The 26,398-nt window shown below is 34.0% G+C and carries 19 protein-coding genes and 1 tRNA gene; 16 read left to right on the top strand and 4 right to left on the bottom strand.

The genetic code is table 11. The annotated features are described in order from the left end of the window. Nucleotides 1–221: 221 nt before the first annotated feature. The 12 genes from ACXX8U_RS04885 to ACXX8U_RS04830 all read left to right on the top strand — a co-directional run bounded on the left by ACXX8U_RS04885 (nucleotide 222) and on the right by ACXX8U_RS04830 (nucleotide 13,495). Nucleotides 222–797, top strand: a complete 576-nt coding sequence (locus tag ACXX8U_RS04885; RefSeq protein ID WP_458564862.1) for a hypothetical protein — start codon at nucleotides 222–224, stop codon at nucleotides 795–797. Between the two features lie 1,192 nt (nucleotides 798–1,989). Beyond that, nucleotides 1,990–2,946, top strand: a complete 957-nt coding sequence (locus ACXX8U_RS04880) for a CorA family divalent cation transporter (protein WP_458564861.1) — start codon at nucleotides 1,990–1,992, stop codon at nucleotides 2,944–2,946. A gap of 165 nt (nucleotides 2,947–3,111) precedes the next feature. Further along, the gene (locus ACXX8U_RS04875; RefSeq protein WP_458564860.1) at nucleotides 3,112–4,041 is read left to right on the top strand and encodes an alpha/beta hydrolase; all 930 of its coding nucleotides are present in this window, start codon (nucleotides 3,112–3,114) and stop codon (nucleotides 4,039–4,041) included. 166 nt (nucleotides 4,042–4,207) lie between these two features. After that, nucleotides 4,208–4,612 (top strand): hypothetical protein, encoded by a 405-nt coding sequence (locus ACXX8U_RS04870; protein ID WP_458564859.1) that lies wholly within the window; start codon nucleotides 4,208–4,210, stop codon nucleotides 4,610–4,612. 175 nt (nucleotides 4,613–4,787) lie between these two features. Continuing rightward, nucleotides 4,788–5,390 (top strand): DNA-3-methyladenine glycosylase family protein, encoded by a 603-nt coding sequence (locus tag ACXX8U_RS04865; protein ID WP_458564858.1) that lies wholly within the window; start codon nucleotides 4,788–4,790, stop codon nucleotides 5,388–5,390. A gap of 697 nt (nucleotides 5,391–6,087) precedes the next feature. Further along, a complete protein-coding gene (locus tag ACXX8U_RS04860; protein ID WP_458564857.1) occupies nucleotides 6,088–6,681 on the top strand; it encodes a hypothetical protein in 594 nt (197 codons plus the stop codon). 636 nt (nucleotides 6,682–7,317) lie between these two features. Further along, nucleotides 7,318–7,692: a DoxX family protein gene (locus ACXX8U_RS04855; protein ID WP_458564856.1), complete on the top strand. Its 375-nt coding sequence runs from the start codon at nucleotides 7,318–7,320 to the stop codon at nucleotides 7,690–7,692. A gap of 102 nt (nucleotides 7,693–7,794) precedes the next feature. Next, nucleotides 7,795–8,871: a ligand-binding sensor domain-containing protein gene (locus ACXX8U_RS04850; RefSeq protein ID WP_458564855.1), complete on the top strand. Its 1,077-nt coding sequence runs from the start codon at nucleotides 7,795–7,797 to the stop codon at nucleotides 8,869–8,871. A 238-nt stretch (nucleotides 8,872–9,109) separates the two neighbouring features. Beyond that, a complete protein-coding gene (locus ACXX8U_RS04845; RefSeq protein WP_458564854.1) occupies nucleotides 9,110–9,529 on the top strand; it encodes a DUF1801 domain-containing protein in 420 nt (139 codons plus the stop codon). An 83-nt stretch (nucleotides 9,530–9,612) separates the two neighbouring features. Then, nucleotides 9,613–10,986, top strand: coding sequence for an RCC1 domain-containing protein (locus ACXX8U_RS04840; RefSeq protein WP_458564853.1), 1,374 nt, complete (start codon nucleotides 9,613–9,615; stop codon nucleotides 10,984–10,986). A 327-nt stretch (nucleotides 10,987–11,313) separates the two neighbouring features. Next, on the top strand, nucleotides 11,314–12,537 hold the full coding sequence (locus ACXX8U_RS04835) for a putative outer membrane beta-barrel protein (protein WP_458564852.1): 1,224 nt from the start codon (nucleotides 11,314–11,316) through the stop codon (nucleotides 12,535–12,537). A gap of 379 nt (nucleotides 12,538–12,916) precedes the next feature. Next, nucleotides 12,917–13,495 (top strand): NUMOD4 domain-containing protein, encoded by a 579-nt coding sequence (locus ACXX8U_RS04830; protein WP_458564851.1) that lies wholly within the window; start codon nucleotides 12,917–12,919, stop codon nucleotides 13,493–13,495. A gap of 300 nt (nucleotides 13,496–13,795) precedes the next feature. Here the strand turns inward: ACXX8U_RS04830 and ACXX8U_RS04825 are convergent. From ACXX8U_RS04825 to ACXX8U_RS04810, 4 genes are all read right to left on the bottom strand, one after another. Further along, nucleotides 13,796–13,871, bottom strand: a tRNA-His gene (locus ACXX8U_RS04825). A gap of 74 nt (nucleotides 13,872–13,945) precedes the next feature. Next, nucleotides 13,946–14,662 carry a bacillithiol biosynthesis deacetylase BshB1 gene (bshB1, locus tag ACXX8U_RS04820; RefSeq protein WP_458564850.1) on the bottom strand — a complete coding sequence of 239 codons (717 nt, stop codon included), beginning with the start codon at nucleotides 14,660–14,662 and terminating at the stop codon, nucleotides 13,946–13,948. Nucleotides 14,663–14,708: 46 nt separating this feature from the next. Then, nucleotides 14,709–15,800, bottom strand: a complete 1,092-nt coding sequence (locus tag ACXX8U_RS04815) for a chorismate-binding protein (protein ID WP_458564849.1) — start codon at nucleotides 15,798–15,800, stop codon at nucleotides 14,709–14,711. Next, the gene (locus ACXX8U_RS04810) at nucleotides 15,800–16,237 is read right to left on the bottom strand and encodes a PaaI family thioesterase (RefSeq protein WP_458564848.1); all 438 of its coding nucleotides are present in this window, start codon (nucleotides 16,235–16,237) and stop codon (nucleotides 15,800–15,802) included. Before ACXX8U_RS04810 ends, ACXX8U_RS04815 begins: the two co-directional genes overlap by 1 nt. A gap of 119 nt (nucleotides 16,238–16,356) precedes the next feature. Here ACXX8U_RS04810 and ACXX8U_RS04805 point away from each other — a divergent pair, with 119 nt between their 5' ends. From ACXX8U_RS04805 to purL, 4 genes are all read left to right on the top strand, one after another. Then, entirely contained in the window at nucleotides 16,357–17,886 is a 1,530-nt protein-coding gene (locus ACXX8U_RS04805) for a hypothetical protein (RefSeq protein ID WP_458566387.1), read from the top strand. Between the two features lie 95 nt (nucleotides 17,887–17,981). Then, the gene (locus ACXX8U_RS04800; protein WP_458564847.1) at nucleotides 17,982–19,820 is read left to right on the top strand and encodes an endonuclease; all 1,839 of its coding nucleotides are present in this window, start codon (nucleotides 17,982–17,984) and stop codon (nucleotides 19,818–19,820) included. Between the two features lie 252 nt (nucleotides 19,821–20,072). Then, nucleotides 20,073–21,911 carry an endonuclease gene (locus tag ACXX8U_RS04795; protein ID WP_458564846.1) on the top strand — a complete coding sequence of 613 codons (1,839 nt, stop codon included), beginning with the start codon at nucleotides 20,073–20,075 and terminating at the stop codon, nucleotides 21,909–21,911. Between the two features lie 756 nt (nucleotides 21,912–22,667). After that, nucleotides 22,668–26,333 (top strand): phosphoribosylformylglycinamidine synthase, encoded by a 3,666-nt coding sequence (gene purL, locus ACXX8U_RS04790; protein WP_458564845.1) that lies wholly within the window; start codon nucleotides 22,668–22,670, stop codon nucleotides 26,331–26,333. The last annotated feature ends 65 nt before the right edge of the window (nucleotides 26,334–26,398 follow it).

Raw genomic sequence — 26,398 nt, 5'->3', positions numbered from 1 at the left:
CTGAAAAGTGGAATCTGAAAAATGTAAACCTGAAAATTGGTCAAGAAAAAAGTTTAAGCGGCATATAACAGCCGTCTCAAGCCATTGCGAATTTTTTCCTAAATTGACGATTTCGTTTCGCAAGTTTATTTATCTTAGCCGAAACTGATCGGTCCCGAAGTTCGCAACGGCATGAGGCGTCGGGACGTTGTGCGTTATCTTACCCGAACTAAATGGAAAATATGGAATTATACAAAAGAATTGTTGAAATTATAGATGCGAATACTATTCACTGTATTATTCCAATAATTTTGACATTAATTGTCGTTGAATTTATATTTAAGAAACGTTTTGAAACAAAAAAAATACTGAATTTGATTTGTAAATTTATCATTTTGTATTCTATAATTACTTGGACTTATTCATTAATTGGAATGATATTTTATCCTGAAAAATTTGCTTTTATTCAAAGAGCAACTGGTCCATATGCATGGGCATATTGGATCATGTTCTTATCTGCTTTAATTTTACCATTTACACTATTTATTAAGAAAATTGCATCGAATTTTTATTATGTAATGTTTGTCGCAATTTTTATGAAAATCGGATTTTATTTAGAGCGTTTTGTTATTATTGTGACGAGTTATCACAGAGATTATGGAGAAGAAATCAGAAACGTTGAATTCATAGATTCATTCACATTTAGAGTAATAATGCTATTTATTCAAGGATTTATAATAGCTTTAACCTTATTAGGAATATTTGAAATTTTAAAAAAGAAAAGATTACAAAATAAGGGTTTTGTAAACGGCTTGTGAAAATAATCTTGAAAATTTAATGCTGAAATATAAAAACTGAAAAGAATTCATCGACAATAATAAGAAAAAGACAACGCACAACACACGCTACAAGCAATTTGGGTATTAGGCTTAATTTGAAGTTGGTTTTGTATTTGGAAGATTTGGCAAATCCGAAAATAGGGCTTAATTTAGTCCCAAACTGCTTGTAGCGCGGGAACGTTATGTGCAATTATGAGCTCGAAACCTGATAAATAGCTTAAAATTGGATTAAAAAGGAAAACGTTTAAAGCGGAAAATAAAGAATTTAATTTTTCGTCAAGCCTTGCAAACGAGATTTGCTGAAAATGTATTTTCAAAGCGAAGACGCTTAAAGGGCTTGCCAAAGTTATAAGAAAAAAACCAGAAAGTCAAGTGTTTTTTTATTCTAACTAATTAAACGTTAGACTTTAGCAATTTTTAAGCTAAGATTTTAAAAGACTACTCCTATCCGTACGGTAGGATAAGATCAATCTTTTAAAATCATTTATCTAGTTTTCTCACATCCTAACTGTTCCTGCTTTTCTTTTCGCGGCAGAAAAGAAAACAGCACATAACACGGGCTAAGAGAAATGCCTTGCGCTTTCCTGGAGAAAATAGTACAAACTAAAAAATTTGACTATTTTAGCTCAAAATAGGAAAGCAGCCGAAAAAAGGCACTTCTCCTAGCCCGAAACCGTTATGCGTGAGTTTTGGAATTTACGCAGACATTAAGAATTAGAAATAAAATTAACTTTCCGCCAGAGTTTTTGAAAGCAGAAACTTGAATGCAGAAACTTGAAAGTGAATCTTGAAAGCAAAAACCTGAAAGAAGAAGCCTGAAAGCAGTAAACTGAAAGCAGAAACTTGAAAGCAGAAACTTGAATGCAGAAACTTGAATGCAGAAATTTGAAAGCAGAAACTTGAAAGCGAAACTTGGAAACTGAAATTTGAAAAGCATTATCCGAAAAATAGATAGAAATAAGTTTTTCCAAAAAAATAAACCCACGCATAACAGCCGTCTCAAGCCATTGCGAATTTTCTCCTAAATTGACGCTTACGTTTCGCAAGTTTATTTATCTTAGCCGAAACTAATCGGGGCCGAAGTTCGCAACGGCATGAGGCCGCGGGACGTTAGTTGCAACCATAGACGACCAACAACAAGAAACAACTATTAATATTTGAAAGCAGAAAGATGAATATTGAGCTAATATTTCAAGACAAAACGTCTAAAAGAATAAAAAGTGTAAATGACTTTATCTACAACATTAATGACATTGTGAACATACAATTTATTAATTATGACAAAGAGGATATTAAGGTCATAGAAAGCAAATTCAATTTAGATACGACTATTTTAAATACCGAGGACGACATTGAAATTAGCTCTCATTACTGGGAAACGGAAAATCAAATTGCGATTAATTTTTCTGTGCCTTATTTCAATACTGAATATAAGATTAGCGAAGCAATAGTTAGCATAATTTTAAAAGACAATACATTATTCACGTTTGCTACGGTCGCCTTTGAAGACATTCTACCTTTCAAACAAAGGCAATTTCATTTGGACAAATTAGACAGTTTGATAGATACTAATGCCTTCTTCGTATTGATTGTTGGTTTTGTTTCTGATTACTTTGCCGATTTAACAGAGATAATTTCAAAAAAAATAAAAAATTGTTACTTCGAAATTTTAAAAGAGAATAAATTTTCCGAACAAGAATTAGATAGACTCACCACTTTTAGCTTCAATAATTTAATAATTGAAGAAGCTAATAATGAATATAGAAGAATAATACATCTACTAAGAAAAAGTAAAAAACTAAACAGCGAAATAAAGGAAAATTTTTATACTGAACTCAATGACTTATCTGTAATAAATGAATACTTACAAAATAACTTTAAAAGAATTGACGACTTAAAGCAAAATATATCCAGTAAAATAGAGTTGGAACAAAATAGAATTTTTAAAACTCTTACAATTGTAACTATGTGCATTTCATTGCCAATGTTAGTAGCTGGAGTTTATGGTATGAACTTTAAATTCATGCCTGAATTGGAATGGAAATATGGCTATTTATACGTGTTAATATTAATAGTGCTAAGTTTTACATTTCCTATTCTTTGGTTTAGAAAAAAGAAATGGTTTTAAAAATGGCAGCAACTAACACAAGCTACAACGGATTTGGGCAATTGGCTTAATGGAAAGTTGGTTTTGTATTTGGGATAATTTGGCAAATCCGAATAATGGGCTTAATTTAGTCCCAAACCCGCTGTAGCGCGAGAACGTTACCTGCAAGCTTAAGAGAACCAAAACATGAGAAGAACTGTAATACTTTTACTGACAATTTTTATCTCAAATCTATCTTACGGACAGAGAACAGAAACAGTTTACTTAGATGAAAAAGACAGCACCTCAAATATGTTCATAGCTGTTTTTCCAAAAAATGAAAGTGTAAAATCGTTTATGATACTGTTGGATGGTTTTGGAAATTCACCAAATACTGTATTATCACAAACAGAAATTCCAAAATTCGCTTCGAAAAATGGCATTTTGACAATTATGCCAGTTTTAAAGACAGGCTCTACATATTGGGGAAGTGATAAGGCTTCTCAAGAATCATTAAAAGAAATTATTCATATTGTTGTTTCTAAATATCAACTCAAAGACAAAGATTTTTATATTGGCGGATTTGGAATTGGCGGGACTTGTGCTGTAAAATATTCTGAATTAGCAGTTCAAGAAAATTATGAAATTAAACCGAAAGCAATTTTTGCAATTAATCCAATTCTTGATTGGGAACGTTATTATAATGGAGCAAAAAGAGTTATAAGACTTTCAGACACTACAAAAGTTAATGATGAAGTTTTCTATATGATAAGCCGAATAGAAAAAGTAATGGGCGGAAAACCAGAAACAGCATTGGAAAATTATCATTCTCAATCACCATATTCGTTCTCTGACACCACACAAAAAGCAATAAAAAACTTAATCAAAATTCCAATTATGATTATTTCAGAACCTGACATTCAGTGGTACTTAAAAGAACGTAATTATGATTGTTCATATAACAACATTTTTGACCAAGTAGCAATGATTAATGAGTTACAAAGATTAGGTAATAAAAATGCTGTTTTAATTACGACAACTAACAAAGGTTACAGAATGCCGAATAAAGTTAGACATCCTAATTCTTGGAGCATTGCAGACCCGAAACAAATAATAAAATGGCTAGAAAGACTCTGATAACAAAGTCAGCAGGTAACAGCCGTTTGGCAAGATTGCGAATTTTGTTGTAAATTCACGCTTGCGTTCCGCAAGAAAAATTATCTTAGTGGAAAATAAACGGTTACGAAGCTCGCAACCTCGCCAAGCGGCGGAACGTTGTAAGCAATTTTCAGAAACTCGCATAATGAAAGACATTCAGAAATTATTAAAACCAAAAGTCACCGAATTCAAGAATAAGTTTCCTGCTTCAAATCCTGAAATCTTTAATATAAGTTATGATTTGTGGACTTTGAAAATATCATTGGGTTTTGATGGAATCAATAAACCAATCTATATTATTTTTAAGAATGTTATTGGATTTAGAGTATTAGACGAGGGAAATCTTTTAGAATTTTGGGATAAAGAAGTTAGAGCTTCTGGATGGCTTTGGAAAGTTGAAAGTAGAGGTTGGTTTGAACTTGAAAAATTAAGGTCAGGATTTTTAGCACAACATCATGGAGAAAGTCATAATGAATTTTTAGTTGCTGGAATCAATGATTGTGTGAGTGTGTTAGCGGAATCAGAACCGATAATTTTTGATTCAGAATAAAAAAACTGCTTACAACAGCCGTTTCTCGCAATTGCGAATTTTGTGGTAAGTTCACGTTTACGTTTCGCAAAAATTTTTATCTTTAACAGAAAATAATTCGTTCCGAAGTTCGCAACTGATGCCAATGTGCGGAACTTATGTGCCATTTTGCAAAACTGCTAAAATCTAGTAGATAATGATATTAGAAACTGAAAAAATATTATCGAAAAAGGACCCTATACTTGCAAAGATAATCCTTCAAATTCCAAAGCCAGAAATTGAATCCACAAACGATGTTTTTCACGATTTAATGAGTTGCATTTTTGAACAACAAATTCATTACAGAAGCACAAAAAGAATCTTTGCAAAAGCATTAGAAAAGTCATCCATTAAACACTTGACTTTAGAAAACTTTTATTTGGTAGAGGAACATTATTTGAAAAACTCAAATTTGGCAACAGGCAAGTATGAAACCTTACTTGCTTTTATCGATTATTGGAGCAACAATACCAAAGATTTCAACTCACTTTCAGATAATGAAGTAGTGAAAGAACTATCATCTATAAAAGGTATTGGAAAATGGACACTAGATATGATTTTGTTGTATACCTTACAGCGACAAAACGTTTTTCCGTATGATGATTTTCATTTAAAACAAATTATGGTTCCATTGTACGGACTTAATGAAAAAGTAAAACTGAAAGCACAAATGTTGGAGATTGCTGAAAATTGGGGAGAGCATAAATCATTAGCAGTTTTATATTTGTTAGCTTTTAAAAAATTCGGAACACAACTATGAAAACAGAACGAATCATTTGCCAAAATTGTAAAAGGTCAATACCAAACTTGAAAAGTTATCACTATTGTAAAGAAGTGGCAATTGACGAATTGTTTTTGAAAAAATCAGATGAAGTCGTTTTAGTATTTGATAGACTATTAGAACATTTGTCCGCTTACGAAAATATATAAATAAGTGCAACCAAAAATTGTATCGTTTTTGTGAGAAACAAAACATTTGTAGTAGCCAAACCAATGACAAAATGTTTAGAGATTAAATTTTATTCCAATGTACCAATAGACGATGAAGAACTGTACAAATGCCATTTGTGGAGTAGTAAGTATGAATCCATCATTAGAATTGACAATGAAAGTCAATTAAGACCCAGACATTTTCAGTATTTTAGAAATTCATATTTAATATCATAGGTAGTGAAAAAGCAGAATAAAACTTTACAACCAACGACAAATTAGAAGCGCTTTTGCAAAAAGAAGAAGACGAATCATGGAAAAATGGTTGAAGGAACTATAAACGGATTTTCAAAAAATGAAGAAAATAAAAACGATACATAACATATTTTGGCAAAAGTGGGGCTTTGTTGCTAGGCTGAACATTTGTATTTTCTATTAGCTGTTGTACTAAATTTGAACATTAGTACTTTTTAAACCCCACCTTCTTTAAACAAAAAAAACGTTAGTGCTGATGCCTTAATCCTGATATGAAGAAATTATCAATTTACGAGCCAAATCCGCTTTATCCAAGCCGTACTGTGATATTGTACTCTATTATTATAGTTCTATTAGCTTCTGCAATAATCACTCAAAAAATATACGACACACACGAAAATATTATTTTTCAAACCTTAATCTATTTAGCTGGAGGGGCATTTATATTTGGATTAATGATTTCATTTTTTGGAGTAGGAAAAACTAAACCCTTATATGGTAAAATCATAGGTTACATAAATTTCACAAAGGAAGAAATAACTATCGGACAAAAAGTAATCGAAATTACTAAAATCAACAAAATAGAATTTGAAGGCGTTGATTGGTTAGAATTATATGACGGTTATCAGACATTCTCGTTTGAAAACAAATTATCAAACGGAACTAAAAACTGGCTTATAATTAACACTGAAAGTGCAGTCATAAAAGTTAGATTTCAAAAAAATGGAGCCTGTGAACTATCAGAATTTCAGGAAGAGTTTATGGAATATTATAAACTTGGAAAAATTAGTTATTTACAGTTAATCGATAATCTTTGTATAAACTCTACAGAAGAACAAAAAGAATTGAAATCTAGCAAATTATAACGGCACAACTACTAAAAGCCGTTTCACGAAATTATGAATTTTGTGTTAAGTTCACGTTTTTGTTTTGCACTAAATTGATAATCGAAAATAATAAAATCTAGGACAATATTGGATTGATTATTTACGACAACTAATTAAAAAATCGCGCAACAACAATGCATATAAAATTGATCTCTTGACTTTACTTTAAAGTTTTTGTTTACATTTATATATGATTCTCAGTGATTCCAGTGAGATAAGTAATTACAAATATTCAAGATTTAACATTTAGCAAATTTTATTTACACTCTTTAACTTTTAAAAATAAAGTAAGTATGGAAAATACCTCGATCCTCATTAAAGAACTTCGTAGAGAGTGGATGGATTCAGTTGGCTTTTGCTTGGGATGGTTTGCAATATTTGGGCAATTTATTTTGATGCTATAAAACAGGCAAACAACTGTTTTAGAAACTATAATTCGGTTTTTCAGTTTTTTTACAATTCTTACCAATATATTTGTTGCGCTCTACTTTACATCACGACTGCCAATATTTGAAAACTCTACACTTGCAAAATTTTATGAAAAAAGATACAAATTTATAACCATAAAAAATCTTATTACAAGCCTAACATACTTTTAACTAAACTATCTAACTAATGAAAAGAGATAAAATTATATTTTGGACAGCAACAAGCATCATTGCATTATTTGAGGGACTGATGCCTGCATTGACTTCACAAACTGAATTGGCAAAAGAAGGTATCAGACATTTGGGCTATCCCGAATATTTTGGTAATGCCTTAGTCGTTTTTAAAGTACTTGGCGTGCTAGCGCTAATAATTCCTAAAATTCCCAAACGTATAAAAGAATGGGCTTACGCTGGTTTTGGATTCGATTTTATTTTTGCTGCAATCAGCCATGGAGCTGTTGATGGCATAAACGGACAAACTTTTTTTCCGTTTGTCGCACTAGCAATTCTTGCGGTTTCGTATTTTTACTATCACAAATTAAATCCACCTCAAATCACATAGTTTAACTATTGGATAACACTATTTTCTGATAATTAACTATTTTTTTTTCATTCATATCAAAACTATAATCCGTTAGTGAATCCAGTAAACAAAATATCAATAATGAATCAAAATCGTAGAAATTTAAACTTTCTACTTCTTGTAGTAATGCTTTGCCTATGGTCATCTTGCAAAGAGAACGATCAAATAAAGGCAATTAGTAAAGGTGTACAAGCTAAATTGATAAAAAAAAGAAGTCCTGGCAATGTGCAAAGCAGTTTAGAAGATAAAAATGGGATACTTTGGTTTGGAACTACTAACAATGGATTGTATCGTTATGATGGGACGAAATTTGATCAAATACTCAAAAGTAATGAACACCAAATAAATGCTATTTCTTGTCTTTTTGAAGATCAAAATGGAGCAATTTGGATAGGCACCGAAAACGGACTTTTTATTTACCAAGGAAAAACTTTCCGAAAAATTACGATTCCTCTTCAAGTCAATCAACCTTCTAACAAAAATAAATATTATGGTAAATCAAAAGCTATCTTTAATATTATACAAACGAAAGACAGAAAAATTTGGTTTGCTACTATTAATGGCGTTTTTACTTATGACGGTAAATCAATCACTCCTTTTGTCATAAATAAAAATGGAGGTGGCTATATGAATTCTAACAATAATATCGAATACATGTTAGAAGACAAATCTGGAAACATTTGGTTTGGTGGTCGCGGCAACGAAGGTGTGTACCGTTATGATGGAAAATCAATCATCAACTTGAAATTACAAGAATTGACGCTGCAAGTTAGTAATCGTAAAGTCAGTCATAACTGGGCATGGCCACAATTACAAGACAAAAATGGAAACATTTGGTTCAGTAACTGGGCTGGAGTATACCGATACGACGGTCTAAAATTTATTAGTTTTACAAAAAAAGACGGACTACCGGGTTACAATGGACTGGTCTCTAAAATCATTGAGGATAAAAATGGGATACTTTGGTTTGGAGGAGATGCTGGACTTTCCCGCTTTGACGGAAAAAAATTCATCAATTATCGAAAAGGATTACGCAATCCCTGGATTTGGACTATTTTAGAGGCTAAAAATGGTGCTATTTGGGTAGGAACCCGAGACACTGGACTGTACCTTTTTGATGGAACTACATTTATCAATTACACAGAAGAACGTAACTAGTTTGCTTTTTTTGAAAATCAAAAACGAAAAACCCCTAACCATTAACTTAAAGAATAAATTTTTCAAAAGGTATTCAAACTCAAATTTTGAAATCATAAAATTTACGATTTTTCTTGTATTTTAATCCTTTCTATTTACATAAATAGCTATATTGCAGCAAATAATCTCGCCTTCTTTAAAGGCTTAGATGCAGCAGTTACTTGAATTGTAAAACTTACAAATACCAATTTACAAATTTATGGCAAAAGCAAACAAAACTACAGAAACAGAGGTCAATATTACTGATTTCATCAACTCGTATGTTGATAATGACCAAAAAAAAATAGAAAGTTTTCAACTAGTCGAACTAATGTCTAAATGGTCAGGAACAAAACCAAAAATGTGGGGACCAACGATAATTGGCTTTGGCAACTATCATTACACATACGCTAGCGGCCATGAGGGAGAGTCTATGTTAATTGGATTTTCACCAAGAAAAGCAGCCTTTTCTTTATACGTGACTACAGAAACCCATGACAACCAAGAATTGTTAGGCCAATTAGGGAAGTTCAAAATGGGTAAAGCTTGCATCTATGTCAAAAAATTAGCAGATATCAACATAGAAATTTTCGAACAAATTTGCTGCACAACAATAGAAAAAATAAAGCAATCAAACTAAATCAAAAATTTAATATACAGTAAATAAAACCGCATACAAAATTTATTTAAATGCTCCAGTGATTCCCAGAAAATGCAAAAACTATGAAAAAAAATTATCTTCTAGTACTACTTTTAATTTTTACAATTAATTTACAATCCCAATGTTGGAAATCAATAGCAGCTGGCGGGAATCATACTTTGGCACTAAAAAACGATGGTACCCTCTGGGCATGGGGTCTCAACGAAAGCTATCAATTAGGAGATGGAACACTAATTGCCAAACCTACATCAACACAAATTGGTATAGAAAATAACTGGGCCTACGTTTCACTCGGTTTTTATCAATCTTTTGCTATAAAAACTGATGGTACACTTTGGAGTTGGGGTCCAAATTTTTTGGGGTTAATTGGACAAGGTGAACTCCTGCGCTCAACAACTCCTATACAAATAGGGACTGATAACAATTGGAAAACTGTTGCAGCTGGCTTACACCATAATTTTGCAATAAAAACAAATGGAACGCTCTGGGCTTGGGGACAAAACGACAATGGCAATCTTGGTGACGGAACATTAACAACACGTCTTTCACCTGTTCAAATAGGAACCGATACTGACTGGCAGCAAGTAAGTCCCGGATCAAATTTTTCTATTGCATTAAAAACTAATGGCTCTTTATGGGGTTGGGGCTCGGAAGAAGATGGTAAATTGGGCAATGATCCGATTTTAAATTACAAAACATTTAAATCACCAATATCTTTAAGTTCAGATACTAACTGGAAATCTATAGCCACGGGAATAAATCACGCAATTGCTTTAAGAACAGATGGTAGCATCTGGACTTGGGGAGATAATGAAGCAGGTCAAATTGGAAATGGTTCTCTAACTGATCAACTAAAAATTACACAACTTGGCACCGATACTAATTGGGTCAATATAGCTGCAGGAGCTTACTTTAATCTTGCTAATAAAAGTGATGGAACAGTTTGGGCTTGGGGCAGTAATACATCTGGTCAATTAGCTGATGGTTCTCAAAACATAGCACGTATCCCTATTAAAACAACCATCACAGGTACTATTTTACAAATCGCAGCAGGTGGATACCATGCTTTATACCTCAACGGAAATAATAAAGTATTGTCTTGGGGTTATGCCGAATTTGGTCAATTGGGCAATAGCACAGCACTTTTTGAGCTTGTCCCGCGTGAAGTTATCTGCAGTACTCTAAGCCTTAATGAATACGCTGATCAACAAGTTATCAAGATTTATCCAAATCCTACCAAAGATTTCTTAGAACTAAATTTTTTAGAGAATGATCAAATTGAGAAGATATCCATTTTGGATATTTCAGGAAAGTTGATCCTTGAAAAAAGTTCAAACGTTAAAACAATTGATGTTCAAAAACTTCAAAAAGGTATCTATTTAGTACAAGTCAAAACAGCAAAAAAAACAATGACTTATAAATTCGTAAAAGAATAGTAAATCAGACTATTTATCACCAGGTTATTAAGTAGTCATTTAACTTTAAATTAGGCCTATGAAGAGGATTATTATCAGCAATTATAATCCTTTTACGGACAGACTCAAAAATAGTAATTCTGAAAGTAATGACTAATGGTACGATGAATCATAATGAAATTTCTTTGAAACATACATTTTTATCCCATTATCAACCGAAGTTTCTTATAAAATAATATATCTTCGCAAAATAACTAAACTTCTTAAGTAAACATCATGCTGGGAATTTTGTGTGATAACGATACACAAAATAGTATTTAAAAAAAATTAAAAAAGAACTTTAAAAAAATGAAAAAACAACTCTTAATTCTACTAATCAGCTTTCTAAGTCTTAATTCTTTTGCACAAGTCATTTTCGAGAAAGGCTATATTATTAACAACAAAGATCAAAAAGTTGAATGTTTGATACTAAATATTGATTGGAAGAACAATCCAACAGAATTTGATTATAAATTAAATGAAAATAGTGAACCTATTAAGGGCACTCTTGGTCAAGTAAAAGAATTTGGGATAGCCAATGCATTTAAATACATCAGAAGAGACGTTAAAATTGATAGATCTGGAACTACTGTCGATAATTTGAGTAATGATAAAGATCCAAAATTTAATGATGAGCAACTCTTTTTAAAAGCTTTGGTAGAGGGAAAAGCAAATTTATACGAATATTCAGATCGTAGCATAAAAAGGTATTTTTACAACAAAGGCGACAATACCATCGAGCAACTGGTTTACAAAACATATTTGGTAACAGATAGTGATGTTGCAAAAAACAATAAATTTAGACAGCAATTATGGATGGATTTGCAATGTCAAAACATTACATTGAGCGACGTGGAGAAAGTGGAATATAAAAAGAAAGACTTAATAAAATTTTTCACAAAGTACGCCGAGTGTTTTAATGATGGTGTGGTAAATTTTGCTCCTAAAGAAAAGAAAGACCTTTTCAATCTCACGCTAAGACCTCGAATCAACAATTCGTCATTAACAATTGACAATTCAAGTTCTAAACAACGAAACACTGATTTTGGTAGCAAAACCGGTTTTGGATTTGGAGTTGAAGCAGAATACATTTTACCATTTAATAAAAACAAGTGGTCTATTGCCATTGAGCCAACTTTTCAAAATTTTAAAGCTCAAAAAACCAGTAATGTTACTGATGTTAGCGGAGGTGTCCAAAACGTAAATGTTGATTATAGTTCAATTGAAATTCCGATTACCTTTAGACATTATTTCTTTTTAAATAAAAATTCTAAATTGTTCTTAAATGCATCTTACATAATTGATTTACCATCAAAATCTACAGTTGAATTTACCCGTAACGATGGTTCTAGTTTTAATACACTTGATATTAAGTCAAGAAATAATCCAGCATTAGGTTTAGGTTTTAAACAAAATGATAAGATTAGCCTCGAACTAAGATACCAAACCACAAGAGAAATTTTAGGAAACTATGTATTTTGGAACTCAAACTACAACACAGTTTCGTTTATATTTGGATACTCCTTTTTCTAGAGCACCAAACCAGCTAAAAAAATAATACTAGGCATCTGGAAAATAAATTTTTCAATAATTTATCTTTTAGATGCTTTTTTCTGTTTACAACATTCAAAATAGATAATTCAATTATCTCTTTTATCCTACTCTATCTTAACTTTACATTTAGAACTACATTTTATTCTTCAAATTATCCTACGCAGATCACAGTAAGTAACAGTATACTTGAAACTGCTTCGAAATTGTGTTCTGTGAAAAAATAACTATCTTTACCCCTAGTTACAAACCTTATAGATCGCTTTTTGTCGAACAAATTGCGCAGCAGCAGTACACACCTTGCATGATAAGATTTGGAACAATAAATATACATTTGGTCACCTTAAATACCACTTAAAAGATGATTAGACTTTATCCCATGGAGGAATTTCGAGAAATCGAAATAGATTATCCTTTGCGCAAGCGCTACGCCGTATCCAACAGAGGGCGTTTAATGAGTTTCACCGAGTCATTCTCCGATGGACAAATACTGAATGGAGGCATGTCGAGCGGCTATAACACACTAAGGTACAAAACCAATAAGAATGGCAAAATTGTAGAAAAAGGCATTTTATTGTACCGCGTCATTGCTGAACTTTTTATTCCAAAACCTTCAGAAGAACATACCCATGTAATTCACTTGGATTTTTCTCGCGATAACGACCACGTCAATAATTTACGTTGGGCAACGCCTGCGGAAATGATGGCACATCGCAACAAAAACCCAAAAGTGCAGGGAATTGTTGATAAAGTACGTGAAACTAAACAAAAATCTGATGGCAGAAAACTAACCATTACACAAGTCATTCGCTTGAAAAAAATATTAAACGATCCTAGTCGTAAAACCAGAGCTAAAATACTTGCCAAACAATTTGGAATTAGCGAAATGCAAGTTAGCCGCATAAAAAGCGGTGAAAATTGGGGACACATCAAAGTTTAAAAGAAGGACAATTATACTTTCCTCATTCTTTGTAAAACGATAGAGCGCAAAGTAGTGTAGCGTTTTGTAATTTGGATTTAAAACACGCCTTATAAAGCGCCTTAAATTAGAGATAAAAGAGATCAAAAGTTACCTAGGAGTGTGAAATTTGTAAGCGCTTATTTTGTCTCAAAAGGAAATTAAAAACAATTGCTATTACTATTAAATTTTATCGCTTTTGAGCAACCTTTACAATCGTTATATCGGTTTGGGTACAAAGCACAAAAAAAGCCTTGAATTTCTTCAAGGCTTTTGCTTTCTGGGTGGAAGACGGGGCTCGAACCCGCGACCCTCGGTACCACAAACCGATGCTCTAACCAACTGAGCTACAACCACCATTTGCTTAGCGGTGGCAAAGATACAACTAAAGTTGAGTTGTGCAAAGGTTTTTTGAAAAAAAATTCAATAAATTTAACGCAAATCCCCTAAACTATTGACAGCCAAATACCTTTCTACGGTAAAACCTTCGGCATATTCTACGCCTGTTAACCTACCTAAATCCCTAGAGCGGTAACTGAGGCTTTCTAGGAAATTTTTACTGGTTATCGGAGATTCTGGTTCATCTGATTCCGGATCATAAAATTGTGTACGGTACGCCAAAATAGAGGCAATCTTTTGTTCATTAAAACCAGTAATATCCACTACAAAGTCGGGCTCTATATTTTTCCATTGCAAATAATGGTAAACTACTTTAGGTCGCCAAGCCAACTGTTTTTGACCGTCAAGCTCTGTTTCTATTTTAATCAGGCCCGACAAAAAGCAAGCATCCGAAACTAATTTACTCCCTTTTGCATGATCAATATGTCGGTCATCAATGGCATTGCAAAGCACAATTTCTGGCTGGTATTTTCGAATCATTTTAATAATCTCGCGTTGGTGTTTTTCATCGTTTACAAAAAAACCATCACGCATTTGCAAATTCTCTCGCACGCTCACTCCTAAAATTGCAGCTGCAGCACTTGCTTCTTGATCCCGGGTTTCGGCTGTACCGCGCGTGCCCAATTCACCACGAGTCAAATCAACAATACCAACCTTTTTCCCTAAAGAAATTTCTTTTAATATGGTTCCTGCACAACCTAGTTCTACATCGTCAGGATGCGCTCCAAATGCTAAAATATCTAATTTCATTCTTCTCTCTTTATTTGTTACTTCAATACCAATTGACCTACTTTAATTAACTAAAAACCTTTTTCATGGTCGATGATTTGTTGACACTCTCCTCCCATTCTTTCGCAGGATTACTATCTTTGGTCACTCCACAACCCATGTACAATTGCACTTTAACATCCAATTTATCTTGTTGTATTCCTTTTTGCATATCAATTTGCATGCACCGTAAATTGACAAACAAATCAGAGTCTTTTCTTTCTTCTCCAAAAGTGACATTTAATTCTCCCAAATAACCAGTATAAAATTGTCTATCATAGTTTTCATTCTCTACAATAAATTGCTTCGCTTTATTTGTTGGTAAACCACAAACCGCTGGCGTAGGATGCAGTAAATCGACTAAATCTTGAATTTTGGTTGCAAGGCCTAACTGCCCCGAGACAACCGTTTTAATATGCCATATTGCACCTGCTTGAATGCTAAATGGTGGCGTAACTACTAAATTTTCCGAAACAGGTTTCAATTTAGCAACCAAAAAATCGGTAACAAATTGCTGCTCTTCTTGCTCTTTCAACCCCCAATTAATTACCTCAACACCAGTTGCTTTTTGAGTTCCAGCTAATGCAATAGTTTCAAATGTAGTCCCGCGAATTTGCAACAACTGTTCGGGAGTTGCTCCCATCCAAAGTCCTACCTGCGGATGGTAAAAACAATACACACAAGTGGCAGGATACAAGTTAATCAATTTTTCAAAAACTTCTAATAGGTCAAAATCATTTACTGAAATGATTTCCGCACGTGATAACACCACTTTCTCCAAAACACCCTCACGAATTTCAGTAACCCCGGCATGAACTAAATTTTGAAAAAATTCTTCCTCTTGCTCAGACACCATTGAAAAATGAGATCCTTTCGAATTTATTGTTTTGGGTACGAATGGGGCTGCAAGTACTTCAGCAGCTTCTTCTGGTATCAAATACTTTTTAGAGCCATCAAATGACGCAAATACAAATCCGCTTTCTGTAAAATCCGCCACTTGATACAAATGATTGTCTTTTTGAAAAAAACCAATGACCTCATCACTTTGCGGCTTGTGATACAAAACAAAGGGCAAATTAGCCTGCCTTTGTTGCTGGGCTCTACGCAGTAGGTTTTCCATTATTTTTCTTGACTTTTTCTTTTTGGGAGAATCATATTTGTAAGCTTACACAAAGAAATTAATTGATCGCGCTCATCTGTAATTTTTATTTCCCATAAGTGAATACTTCTACCTTTATGCACGCATCTTGCAGTTGCGGTAACTATTCCGTCACGCTTTGCTTTTAAATGATTGGCAGCAATTTCAATTCCACGAACTTCGCTAACCTCTGAATTAACAAATAACATAGAGGCTGCACTACCTACGCTTTCTGCCAAGGCCACTGATGCACCACCGTGAAGCAATCCCATCGGTTGATGCACTTGCGGTGTAACAGGCATAGTCGCAACCAAGAAATCTTCGCCAGCATCAGTGTAGACTATGTTAAGTGTTTCCATCAAAGTATTTTTCGAAACATGATTGCACCAATGCAGTATTTTTTCTTTATCAAAAGTCATTTTAGTATATTTTTTTAAAATGTAAAATTAACGAAAAGATGAGAGACAATCCTGATATTGTGATTGTAATTCTGATTTCGAAAATAGTTTTTCGCTATTTTTACCAAAAAAAAGAAGCCATGCGCCTTAGAGTACTTTTGATTATCATCGGAATTGTTGCCAGTTTATCTGCTTGTAGAACTGATTTTGAAACTGTGGCCAGTGCGGGAGATCTTGAATTTTCAAGAGATACAGTGTATTTGGATACCGTTTTTTCTAACATTGGATCAAGCACATACCGACTAAAAGTATACAACCGAAGCAAAAAAGACATTTCAATACCGACGGTACAATTGGGCAAAGGTTTGAATTCAAAATACCGTATGACTGTTGATGGAATGCAAGGTAACAATGGTAAAATTTTTAATGATGTTACGCTTTTAGCAAAAGACAGCCTGTTCATTTTTATTGAAACTACTGCTTCTATTACAGATGCGAATGCAACCGATTTTTTGTACACGGATTTTATTCAATTTGATAGTGGTGAAAATCTGCAGAAAGTAGAACTCGTGACCTTGATTCAAGATGCCGTTTTTTTATATCCACAACTTTTTGCTGATGGTACAACCGAGACATTACCAATTGGCTCAGATAAGATCGAGGGCTTTTATTTAGATGAAAACGACCCGATTAACGGGAATGAACTGATTTTTACGAATAAAAAACCTTATGTAATTTATGGTTATGCAGCTGTGCCACCTAACAAAACAGTCCTTTTTGAAGCAGGCAGTCGGGTGCATTTTCATGCAAACTCTGGTTTAATCGTGGCGAACAAAGCCTCGCTTATGGTTGATGGAAAAACCTCTTTGACGTCACAATTAGAGAATGAAGTAATTTTTGAAGGTGACCGACTTGAACCAGAATTTGATAATATTCCTGGGCAATGGGGCACAATTTGGCTTACTGACGGGAGTACGAACAATAGCATTAATCATTTGACTATTAAAAATGGTACCATTGGGCTTTTGATTCAAAATAATGACAATACGACGGTACAACTCAAAAACAGTCAAATTTATAATAATAGTAATTTTGGGATTTTGGCACAAACTGCCAAGATTAATGCCGAAAATCTTGTTGTAAACACAGCAGGAACAGCTAGTGTAGCGTGTACTTACGGAGGAGACTATACCTTTACCCATTGCACGATCAATAACAATTGGAATAGCTCTGAACAATTAGCATTACTCGTAAGCAATAATTTACGAGGAGCTATACCGGAAGTTAAAAACCTCACCAAAGCACAATTTAACAACTGCATCATTTACGGCCCTTACAACACAGAGCTGAGTTTGAATAAAAAAGAAGGTGCCGCTTTCGAATATCAATTTAATAGTTGCTTGATAAAGTTTGAGACGAACAGCACTTCAGTTCAAAATAATCCACTTTATCAATTTACTTCTGATCCGACACATTACACAGCAATTCTATTAAATAAAGACCCATTGTTTTTTAATGTGAGGCAAAACAAGCTAAATATTGATGAAAAGTCAGCTGCTTTTGGTATGGGAAATCCTTCATTTTTGATACCGCAAGATATTTTAGGATTTAGTCGAAGTTTGCCACCAGACTTGGGTGCTTATCAAAACAAACCCTTTCCAAAAAACTAAAGAAATTAGAAATGGTAATTTAAACATTTCATAACGTTTGAAAATCATTGGAAAAAACTATTTTTGCCACCGAAAATTTTCCAAAACAAACTAATATGAAACAACTTTACAAATTTCTATTTTTATTTATTTGCACCTCAGCTCTAGCGCAAGCTCCTGCAGGCTACTACTCTACTGCAACAGGAACAGGCTATGCCTTAAAAACGCAATTGTACAACATTATTAAAGGACATACAACGCTATCTTACGCTGATTTGTATGTTACCTACGAAACATCAGATGTAGACAACTTTTTTGAAAAAGACGGTTCGGTTTTAGACATGTATTCTGAAAACCCAGCCGGAGCCGATCCTTATAATTATGCTATTACAGCAACAAAAAGGTGCGGAAACTACTCTGTTGAAGGAGATTGTTATAACAGAGAGCACATTATTCCTCAGTCGATTTTTAACGAACAATCACCAATGGTATCTGATGCTCATTTTATCACTCCAACAGATGGAAAGGTAAACGGAATTCGTTCTAACTTCCCTCATGCCAATGTAACTGTTGTTAGTGAGACTTCCCGAAATGGAAGTAAATTAGGAACAGGATCGATATCAGGTTACACAGGTCAAGTTTTTGAACCGATTGATGAATTTAAAGGTGATATTGCAAGGATGTATTTCTATTTTGCCACACGATATGAAAATACAGTTGCGGGCTATAACTACCCAATGTTTAACAATTCTACAGGAAAGGTTTTTACTGATAGCTTTTTAGCACAATTAATTGCTTGGCACAACCAAGATCCCGTAAGCGAAAGAGAAATTGCGAGAAACAATGCTATTTATGCGAGACAAAACAATAGAAATCCGTACATCGACAATCCAAGTTATGTTGCTGCCGTTTGGACAACTGAGCCAGCAGATACGCAAGCTCCGACTGCCGTAACCAATTTAACAGTAAGTGCAACTACGTCTAATTCAGTAACGCTAACTTGGGCAGCCGCCACAGATAATGTTGCTGTAACTGGTTATGATGTATATATGAATGGTTCGTTAAAAACTACGACAAAGGAACTTACAACTGTTATAACAGGTTTAGTTGCTTCTACAAAATACAATTTTTATATCATTACTCGTGATGATGCAAGAAACTCATCTGTGGCCAGTACAAATGTAGAAGGAACAACAACTGCAGCTCCTACGGGCGGAACTGGAGCAAAAGAACTTTTCTTTTCAGAGTATGTAGAAGGAAGCGGCTTCAATAAAGCATTAGAAATAGCAAACTTTACAGGAGCTGCAGTTGATTTAACTGGGTATTCCATTCGTAAACAATCAAACGGAGCCGGACCATGGACTGCGGGCCTTAACTTAAGCGGTACGTTAAATTCTGGTGCCGTATTTGTATTAGTAGACCCACAAATGGCAACAACTTGCTACCCAGTAGCTAGTGCAAATTTATCATCTGCACAAGAGGCTTTTAATGGAGATGATCCAATGGGATTATTCAAAAACGGAGTATTGATTGATATCATAGGAACTTTAAACGGTGGTACCGCTAAATTTGGTGAAAATGTTACTTTGAGAAGAAAAGCAAGCATTACTGCTCCAAATACAACTTTTGATAAAACAGCAGAATGGGATTCATTTGCTAGTAACACTTGTGATGGTCTGGGTGCACATGCTATTTCTAATTTAGCAAATCCTGATTTCGAAAAAAATGGCTTTACAATGTACCCAAATCCTTCTAATGGAAATGTGAAAATCAATTTTGAAAATGCAAATGAAAAACACAACGTTCAAGTTTTCTCACTAATCGGGCAAAAAGTTTTTGAGAAAAATTTTGACAATACCAGCACGGCATTAATTGATCATTTAAATAATGGTGTTTATTTGATAAAAGTATCATCAGAAACAGCTACCGTAACCAAAAAACTGATTGTAAATTAAATTTCACGATCAAAAATATTTCAAGCGGCACAATGTGCCGCTTTTTTTTCACTTAAAATAAATGAAAAATTACATCTAATTAAATATTTAGCCAAATTCTTATGTTATAACAAAAAAAATTAGATATATATTTTTAAATTCACATTAAGTTAACATTAAAAAGGGTTTAAGTTATAAATTTGCCACGGATTACAAGAGACATTGTAAGCCAAATCCAAAAGCAAATTATAATTTAAAACCACAAAAAAACCAATGAAAAAACTTTACGCTGCAGCATTACTATTTGTATTTTTTGCAACACACGCACAAGCACCAAGCGGATACTACAGTACTGCTACGGGTTCTGGCTACACCCTAAAAACACAACTTTACAACATTATTAAAGGTCATACTGATCAAGGGTACTCTGGATTATGGACAACCTATGCTACATCTGACAGAGATCATCAAAACGAGAATGACAACACGATTTTCGATTTATATTCTGAAATTCAAAGCGGACCAGATCCATACAACTATACGCTAACAACAAACCAGTGTGGAACGTACGCCGTGGAAGGTGATTGCTACAATAGAGAGCACGTAATTCCACAATCTACTTTTAACTCTGCAGCACCTATGGTATCTGATGCGCATTTTATCCCACCAACAGATGGAAAAGTTAACGGCATACGTTCTAGTTTTCCACATGGTAACGTTGCAACAGCATCAACAACCACCAGAAACGGCAGTAAACTTGGTACAAGTGCTGTATCTGGCTATACAGGAACCGTATTTGAGCCTGCAGCAGCTTTTAAAGGCGACATAGCTCGTATGTATTTTTACTTTGCTACTCGTTATGAAAACACGGTAGCTGGTTATCCTTATGCTATGTTCAATGGAACGAGTAACCAAGTATTTACAACAGCTTTCTTAAACTTGTTACTTACTTGGCATGCTAATGATCCTGTAAGTTCAAGAGAAATTGAAAGAAACAATGCTATTTATGCACGCCAAGGAAATAGAAATCCTTTTATCGACAACCCTGCTTACGTGAATGCTATTTGGGGTGGAACTACTGGTGGCGGAACAACAGATACTACAGTTCCTAGCACACCAACATCGCTAACATCAACAGCTAAAACGACAACATCTGTAACACTTGCCTGGAATGCCTCTACTGATAACGTAGGCGTAACAGGCTATAATGTATATGTAAATGGTGTTTTGAGAACGACGGTTACCACTTTAAACACGGTTGTGGGTAGCTTGACAGCAGCTACTAGCTATACCTTTACTGTGCGAGCTAAAGATGCAGCAGGAAATTTATCTGCAACAAGTAATTCTTTGACTGTTGTTACTAATTCAAATACTACTTCAACTGAGTTGATGTTCTCTGAATATATTGAGGGTTCGTCAAACAACAAAGCTTTAGAAATTGCTAATAAAACAAGTGGCGCTATAAACCTTTCGGCTTACAGCATCAAAAAACAAACTAACGGCGCTGGAGCATGGAGTACTGGCTTAGCTTTATCAGGAACCATAAACAGTGGTGCAAAATACACTATTGTAAATAGTTTGATGGCTTCTAGTTGCTATGCTACCAGTTCAGCTAACCTGTCAACATCTGCAACTGAAATGGCTTTTAATGGAAATGATGCCGTAGGATTGTTTAAAAATGGAGTTCTTATTGACATAATTGGCACTTTTAATGGTGGAACTGCTAACTTCTCGGCTGATGAAACCATCCGTAGAAAATCAACTGTAACTGCACCTTCAACTACTTTTAACAAAGCTACTCAATGGGATGTATTTGCATTGGACACCTGCTCAAACCTTGGAAGCCGAACAGCTGGTACCAAAAAATCAGCAAGTGCAAACATAGAAGAAACACTTGTTATATATCCAAATCCATCACACGGAACTTTTTACATTAATAATGCCACAAAACCTTACAATGTAGAGATCTATTCTATTTTGGGACAAAAAATATACAGTGCTCAAAACAAAACTCAATCTGAAATAGCAATACCAACCATTGCAAAAGGAACCTACTTGATTCGAATTGAAATCGGAACCGAAAACTTCGCAAAAAAAATTGTTATAGATTAGATAAAAAAGCGGCAAAATTTCCGCTTTTTTTTTGTATCTTTCATCATTGTTCACTTGATAGTATTGTCTTTTAATCGTAACCTGATTTAATTTTGATTTGCTTTTGAACCAAAACAAAGATTATAGATATTAAAAAATAAAGATTATTTTTTTCAATTGAAATCAGAAAATTAAATCAATTGTTTGTTTAAACTGAAAGCAATTTGAGCATTCGTGATAATTTGAAAATCATTTGACCTTTTGAAGATTTTGTAAGAAAGAAAAATAATACTATTTTGCATCCAAATTGTATCTGTTATAGGAACTTTAATCTTTAATAAAAACACTATGAATTTAACCCTTTCAGAAAGCTCTATTATCTCAATAATTATTTTCCTTTTTTTATGGTATCTAGTTTTGACTATTAAGATTTTAAGAAGCTCTGTGAATTTACAAGAAAAAACACTACTGCTTATTTTCCTTTGGTGCGTTCCTATTATTGGACTACTTGCTTTTTTTCTTTTAAAAAAACAAAAAGTAACCAACTGATAATTTTAGTGAAATTTGCCTGAAAAGATTACTACTATTGTAGCATTGATAAAACTGAATATTGTTTTATGATTTGAATTAAAATTTACAACTTCAAGTATTTAATTAGTATTACTTAATTACAATCGGATTGCAACAAAAAAAGCGGCAAAATTGCCGCTTTTTTTATGCACGTAATTTAATCTTAATTACCTAAATTTGCATCACAATACAACAAACTACACAACAATGATTCATTTCTTTGAAAACCAAAGTAAAACCGTTTTTGCAGTACAAACGCAAAACGAAATCTCAGCTCAAGACATATCAAAACTCAATTGGCTTTTTGCCTACGCACATATCCTAGAAAAATCCGTACTTACGGATTTTTTTGTTGGACCACGTGCCGCTATGGTTACGCCATGGAGTACCAACGCAGTGGAAATCACCCAAAACATGGGGATTTCTGGAATTATTAGAATTGAAGAATTCGAAAAAGTAACTGCTGATTTTAATGATTTTGATCCGATGTTACTTCAAAAATACACCGAATTAAATCAAGATATTTTTACAATTGCAATTCAACCAGAAGCTATTTTAGAAATTGATAATATTGATGCCTACAACAAACAAGAAGGTTTAGCTTTAAGTGCAGAAGAAGTAGAATACTTAGACAATTTAGCTACTAAATTAGGAAGAAAATTAACGGATTCTGAAATTTTCGCTTTCTCACAAGCCAATTCAGAGCACTGCCGTCATAAAATTTTCAACGGGACTTTTGTAGTAGATGGAGAAGAAAAACCTACATCATTATTCAAATTAATCAAAAAAACATCTCAAGAAAACCCTAACGATATCGTTTCGGCTTACAAAGATAATGTGGCTTTTGTAAAAGGTCCAAAAGTGATTCAATTTGCACCAAAAAGCGCAGACAAACCCGATTTTTATGAAGAAAAAGAATTTGATTCTGTATTGTCTTTAAAAGCAGAAACACATAATTTCCCAACAACAGTTGAGCCTTTCAACGGAGCTGCAACAGGTTCTGGAGGAGAAATTCGTGACCGATTGGCTGGTGGACAAGGTTCATTACCTTTGGCAGGAACAGCGGTTTACATGACTTCTTATTCGAGATTGACTAACAATCGTAAGCACGAAGAAGCGATGGCAGAACGTCCTTGGTTGTATCAAACACCAATGGATATTCTGATAAAAGCCTCAAATGGAGCTTCGGATTTTGGAAATAAATTCGGGCAACCGTTAATTACTGGTTCGGTTTTGACTTTTGAACATGAAGAAGAAAATCGCAAAATTGGTTACGATAAAGTAATCATGCAAGCAGGTGGAATTGGTTACGGAAAATTAGATCAAGCCATTAAAAAGAAACCACAAGAAGGCGATAAAATTGTCATTCTTGGTGGAGAGAATTATAGAATTGGAATGGGTGGAGCTGCTGTTTCCTCAGCAGACACAGGTGCTTTTGGTTCAGGAATTGAATTAAATGCTATCCAACGTTCTAATCCAGAAATGCAAAAACGTGCTGCAAATGCTATTCGTGCTTTGGTGGAAAGTGACCACAATCCGATTGTTTCGATTCATGATCATGGTGCAGGTGGACACTTAAATTGTTTGTCTGAATTAGTCGAAGAAACTGGTGGATTAATCGATTTAGATAAATTACCAGTTGGAGATCCAACACTTTCCGCTAAAGAAATCATCGGAAACGAATCTCAAGAAAGAATGGGATTAGTGATTGGTGCGAAAGACATGGACATCTTACAAAGAATTGCGGATAGAGAACGTTCGCCAATGTATGAAGTTGGTGTAGTTACTAATGACCACAGATTTACATTCGAATCGAAATCTACAGGTTTAAAACCAATGGATTATGCTTTGGAAGACTTTTTCGGAAGTTCACCAAAAACCATTATGACAGACCAAACTATTACTAGAAATTATAGTAATCCAGAATATAATTCAAACGAAATTCCAACCTATTTAGAACAAGTTTTACAACTTGAAGCTGTGGCTTGTAAAGATTGGCTAACGAACAAAGTTGACCGTTGTGTAGGTGGAAAAGTAGCCAAACAACAATGTGCTGGACCGTTACAATTGCCTTTAAACAATGTAGGTGTAATGGCTTTAGACTTTAAAGGAAAAGAAGGAATTGCGACATCTATTGGCCACGCTCCTATTTCATCTTTAATTGATCCAGTTGCTGGTACAAGAAATGCTATTGCTGAGTCACTTTCTAATTTAGTTTGGGCGCCGTTAAAAGATGGTTTAAATTCCGTTTCATTATCCGCAAACTGGATGTGGGCTTGTAAAAATGAAGGTGAAGATGCTCGTTTATATGAAGCAGTTCAAGCTTGTTCAGATTTTGCTATCGAATTAGGAATCAATATTCCAACAGGAAAAGATTCGCTTTCCATGAAGCAAAAATATCCGAATGATGAGGTAATTGCACCAGGAACAGTGATTATTTCTGCAGCTGGAAATTGTTCGAATATCACGAAAGTTGTAGAACCTGTTTTGCAACGAAATGGTGGAAACATTTACTACTTAAACTTATCACAAGATACTTTTAAATTAGGAGGTTCGTCCTTCAATCAAACACAAAATAAAGTTGGAAATGAAACGCCAACGATCAAAAATGCTGCTTTCTTCAAAAGTGCATTTAATACGTTACAAGATTTAATTAAAGAAAGAAAAATCAAAGCTGGACACGATATTGGAAGTGGTGGTTTAATCACAACTTTATTAGAAATGTGTTTTGCCGATGTGAATTTAGGTGCGAATTTCGACTTAACTGCTATCAATGAAATCGATTCTACTAAATTATTGTTCTCTGAAAATATTGCGGTTGTTTTCCAAGCTGATGCAGAAGTGGAAGCTATTTTTAAAGCCAATGGCGTTGAAATTTTCAATATTGGAACGGTAACGAATTCGGATACAATTTCAATTGTAAATCATAAAGATTCCTTTGAATTTTCTTCAAAAAAATATAGAGAAATTTGGTTTGAAACTTCCTTCTTATTAGATCAAAAACAAACTAAAAACGGAAAATCGTTAGAGCGTTTTGAAAATTTTGCGAATCAGCCTTTGCAATTTACGTTTCCATCGCACTTCACTGGTAAATTACCTGTCGCTTCGAGCGCAGTCGAGAAGCCAAAAGCAGCAATTATTCGTGAAAAAGGAAGTAATTCGGAGCGTGAAATGGCGAATGCTATGTACTTAGCTGGTTTTGATGTAAAAGACGTTCACATGACGGATTTAATTTCTGGTCGTGAAACGTTGGAAGATATTCAATTTATTGGAGCTGTTGGAGGTTTCTCTAATTCAGATGTATTAGGTTCTGCAAAAGGATGGGCTGGTGCGTTTTTATACAATGAAAAAGCAAATACCGCCTTGAAAAACTTCTTTAAAAGAGAAGATACTCTTTCTGTTGGAATTTGTAATGGTTGTCAGTTAATGATGGAATTAGAATTAATCAATCCAGAACATAAAATACATGGAAAGATGAAGCACAACGATTCACACAAACATGAAAGCGGATTTACATCTGTAAAAATTCAGAGAAACAACTCTGTGATGTTATCTAGTTTGGAAGGTGCCACTTTAGGCGTTTGGATATCTCATGGCGAAGGAAAATTCCACTTACCAATGGCGGAAGAAAATTATAATATCGTGGCTAAATATGGATATGAGGGCTATCCTGCTAATCCAAATGGATCGGACTACAACACGGCTATGATGTGTGATACTACTGGAAGACATTTAGTAATGATGCCGCATATTGAACGTTCTACTTTCCCTTGGAACTGGGCAAACTATCCAGAAAGAGATCAAAAAGACGAAGCTTCACCTTGGTTAGAAGCCTTTGTAAATGCTAGAACTTGGATAGATAATCAAAAATAAAATAAAAAATCAGCTCTTAAAAAAGCTGATTTTTTTTGAAAACAAAAACCGAGATAATATTTAGT

The organism is Flavobacterium sp. GNP001, from assembly GCF_054343775.1.
The sequence above is the reverse complement of the archived record's forward strand: the minus strand, read 5'-3'. Positions and strand labels throughout refer to the sequence as shown.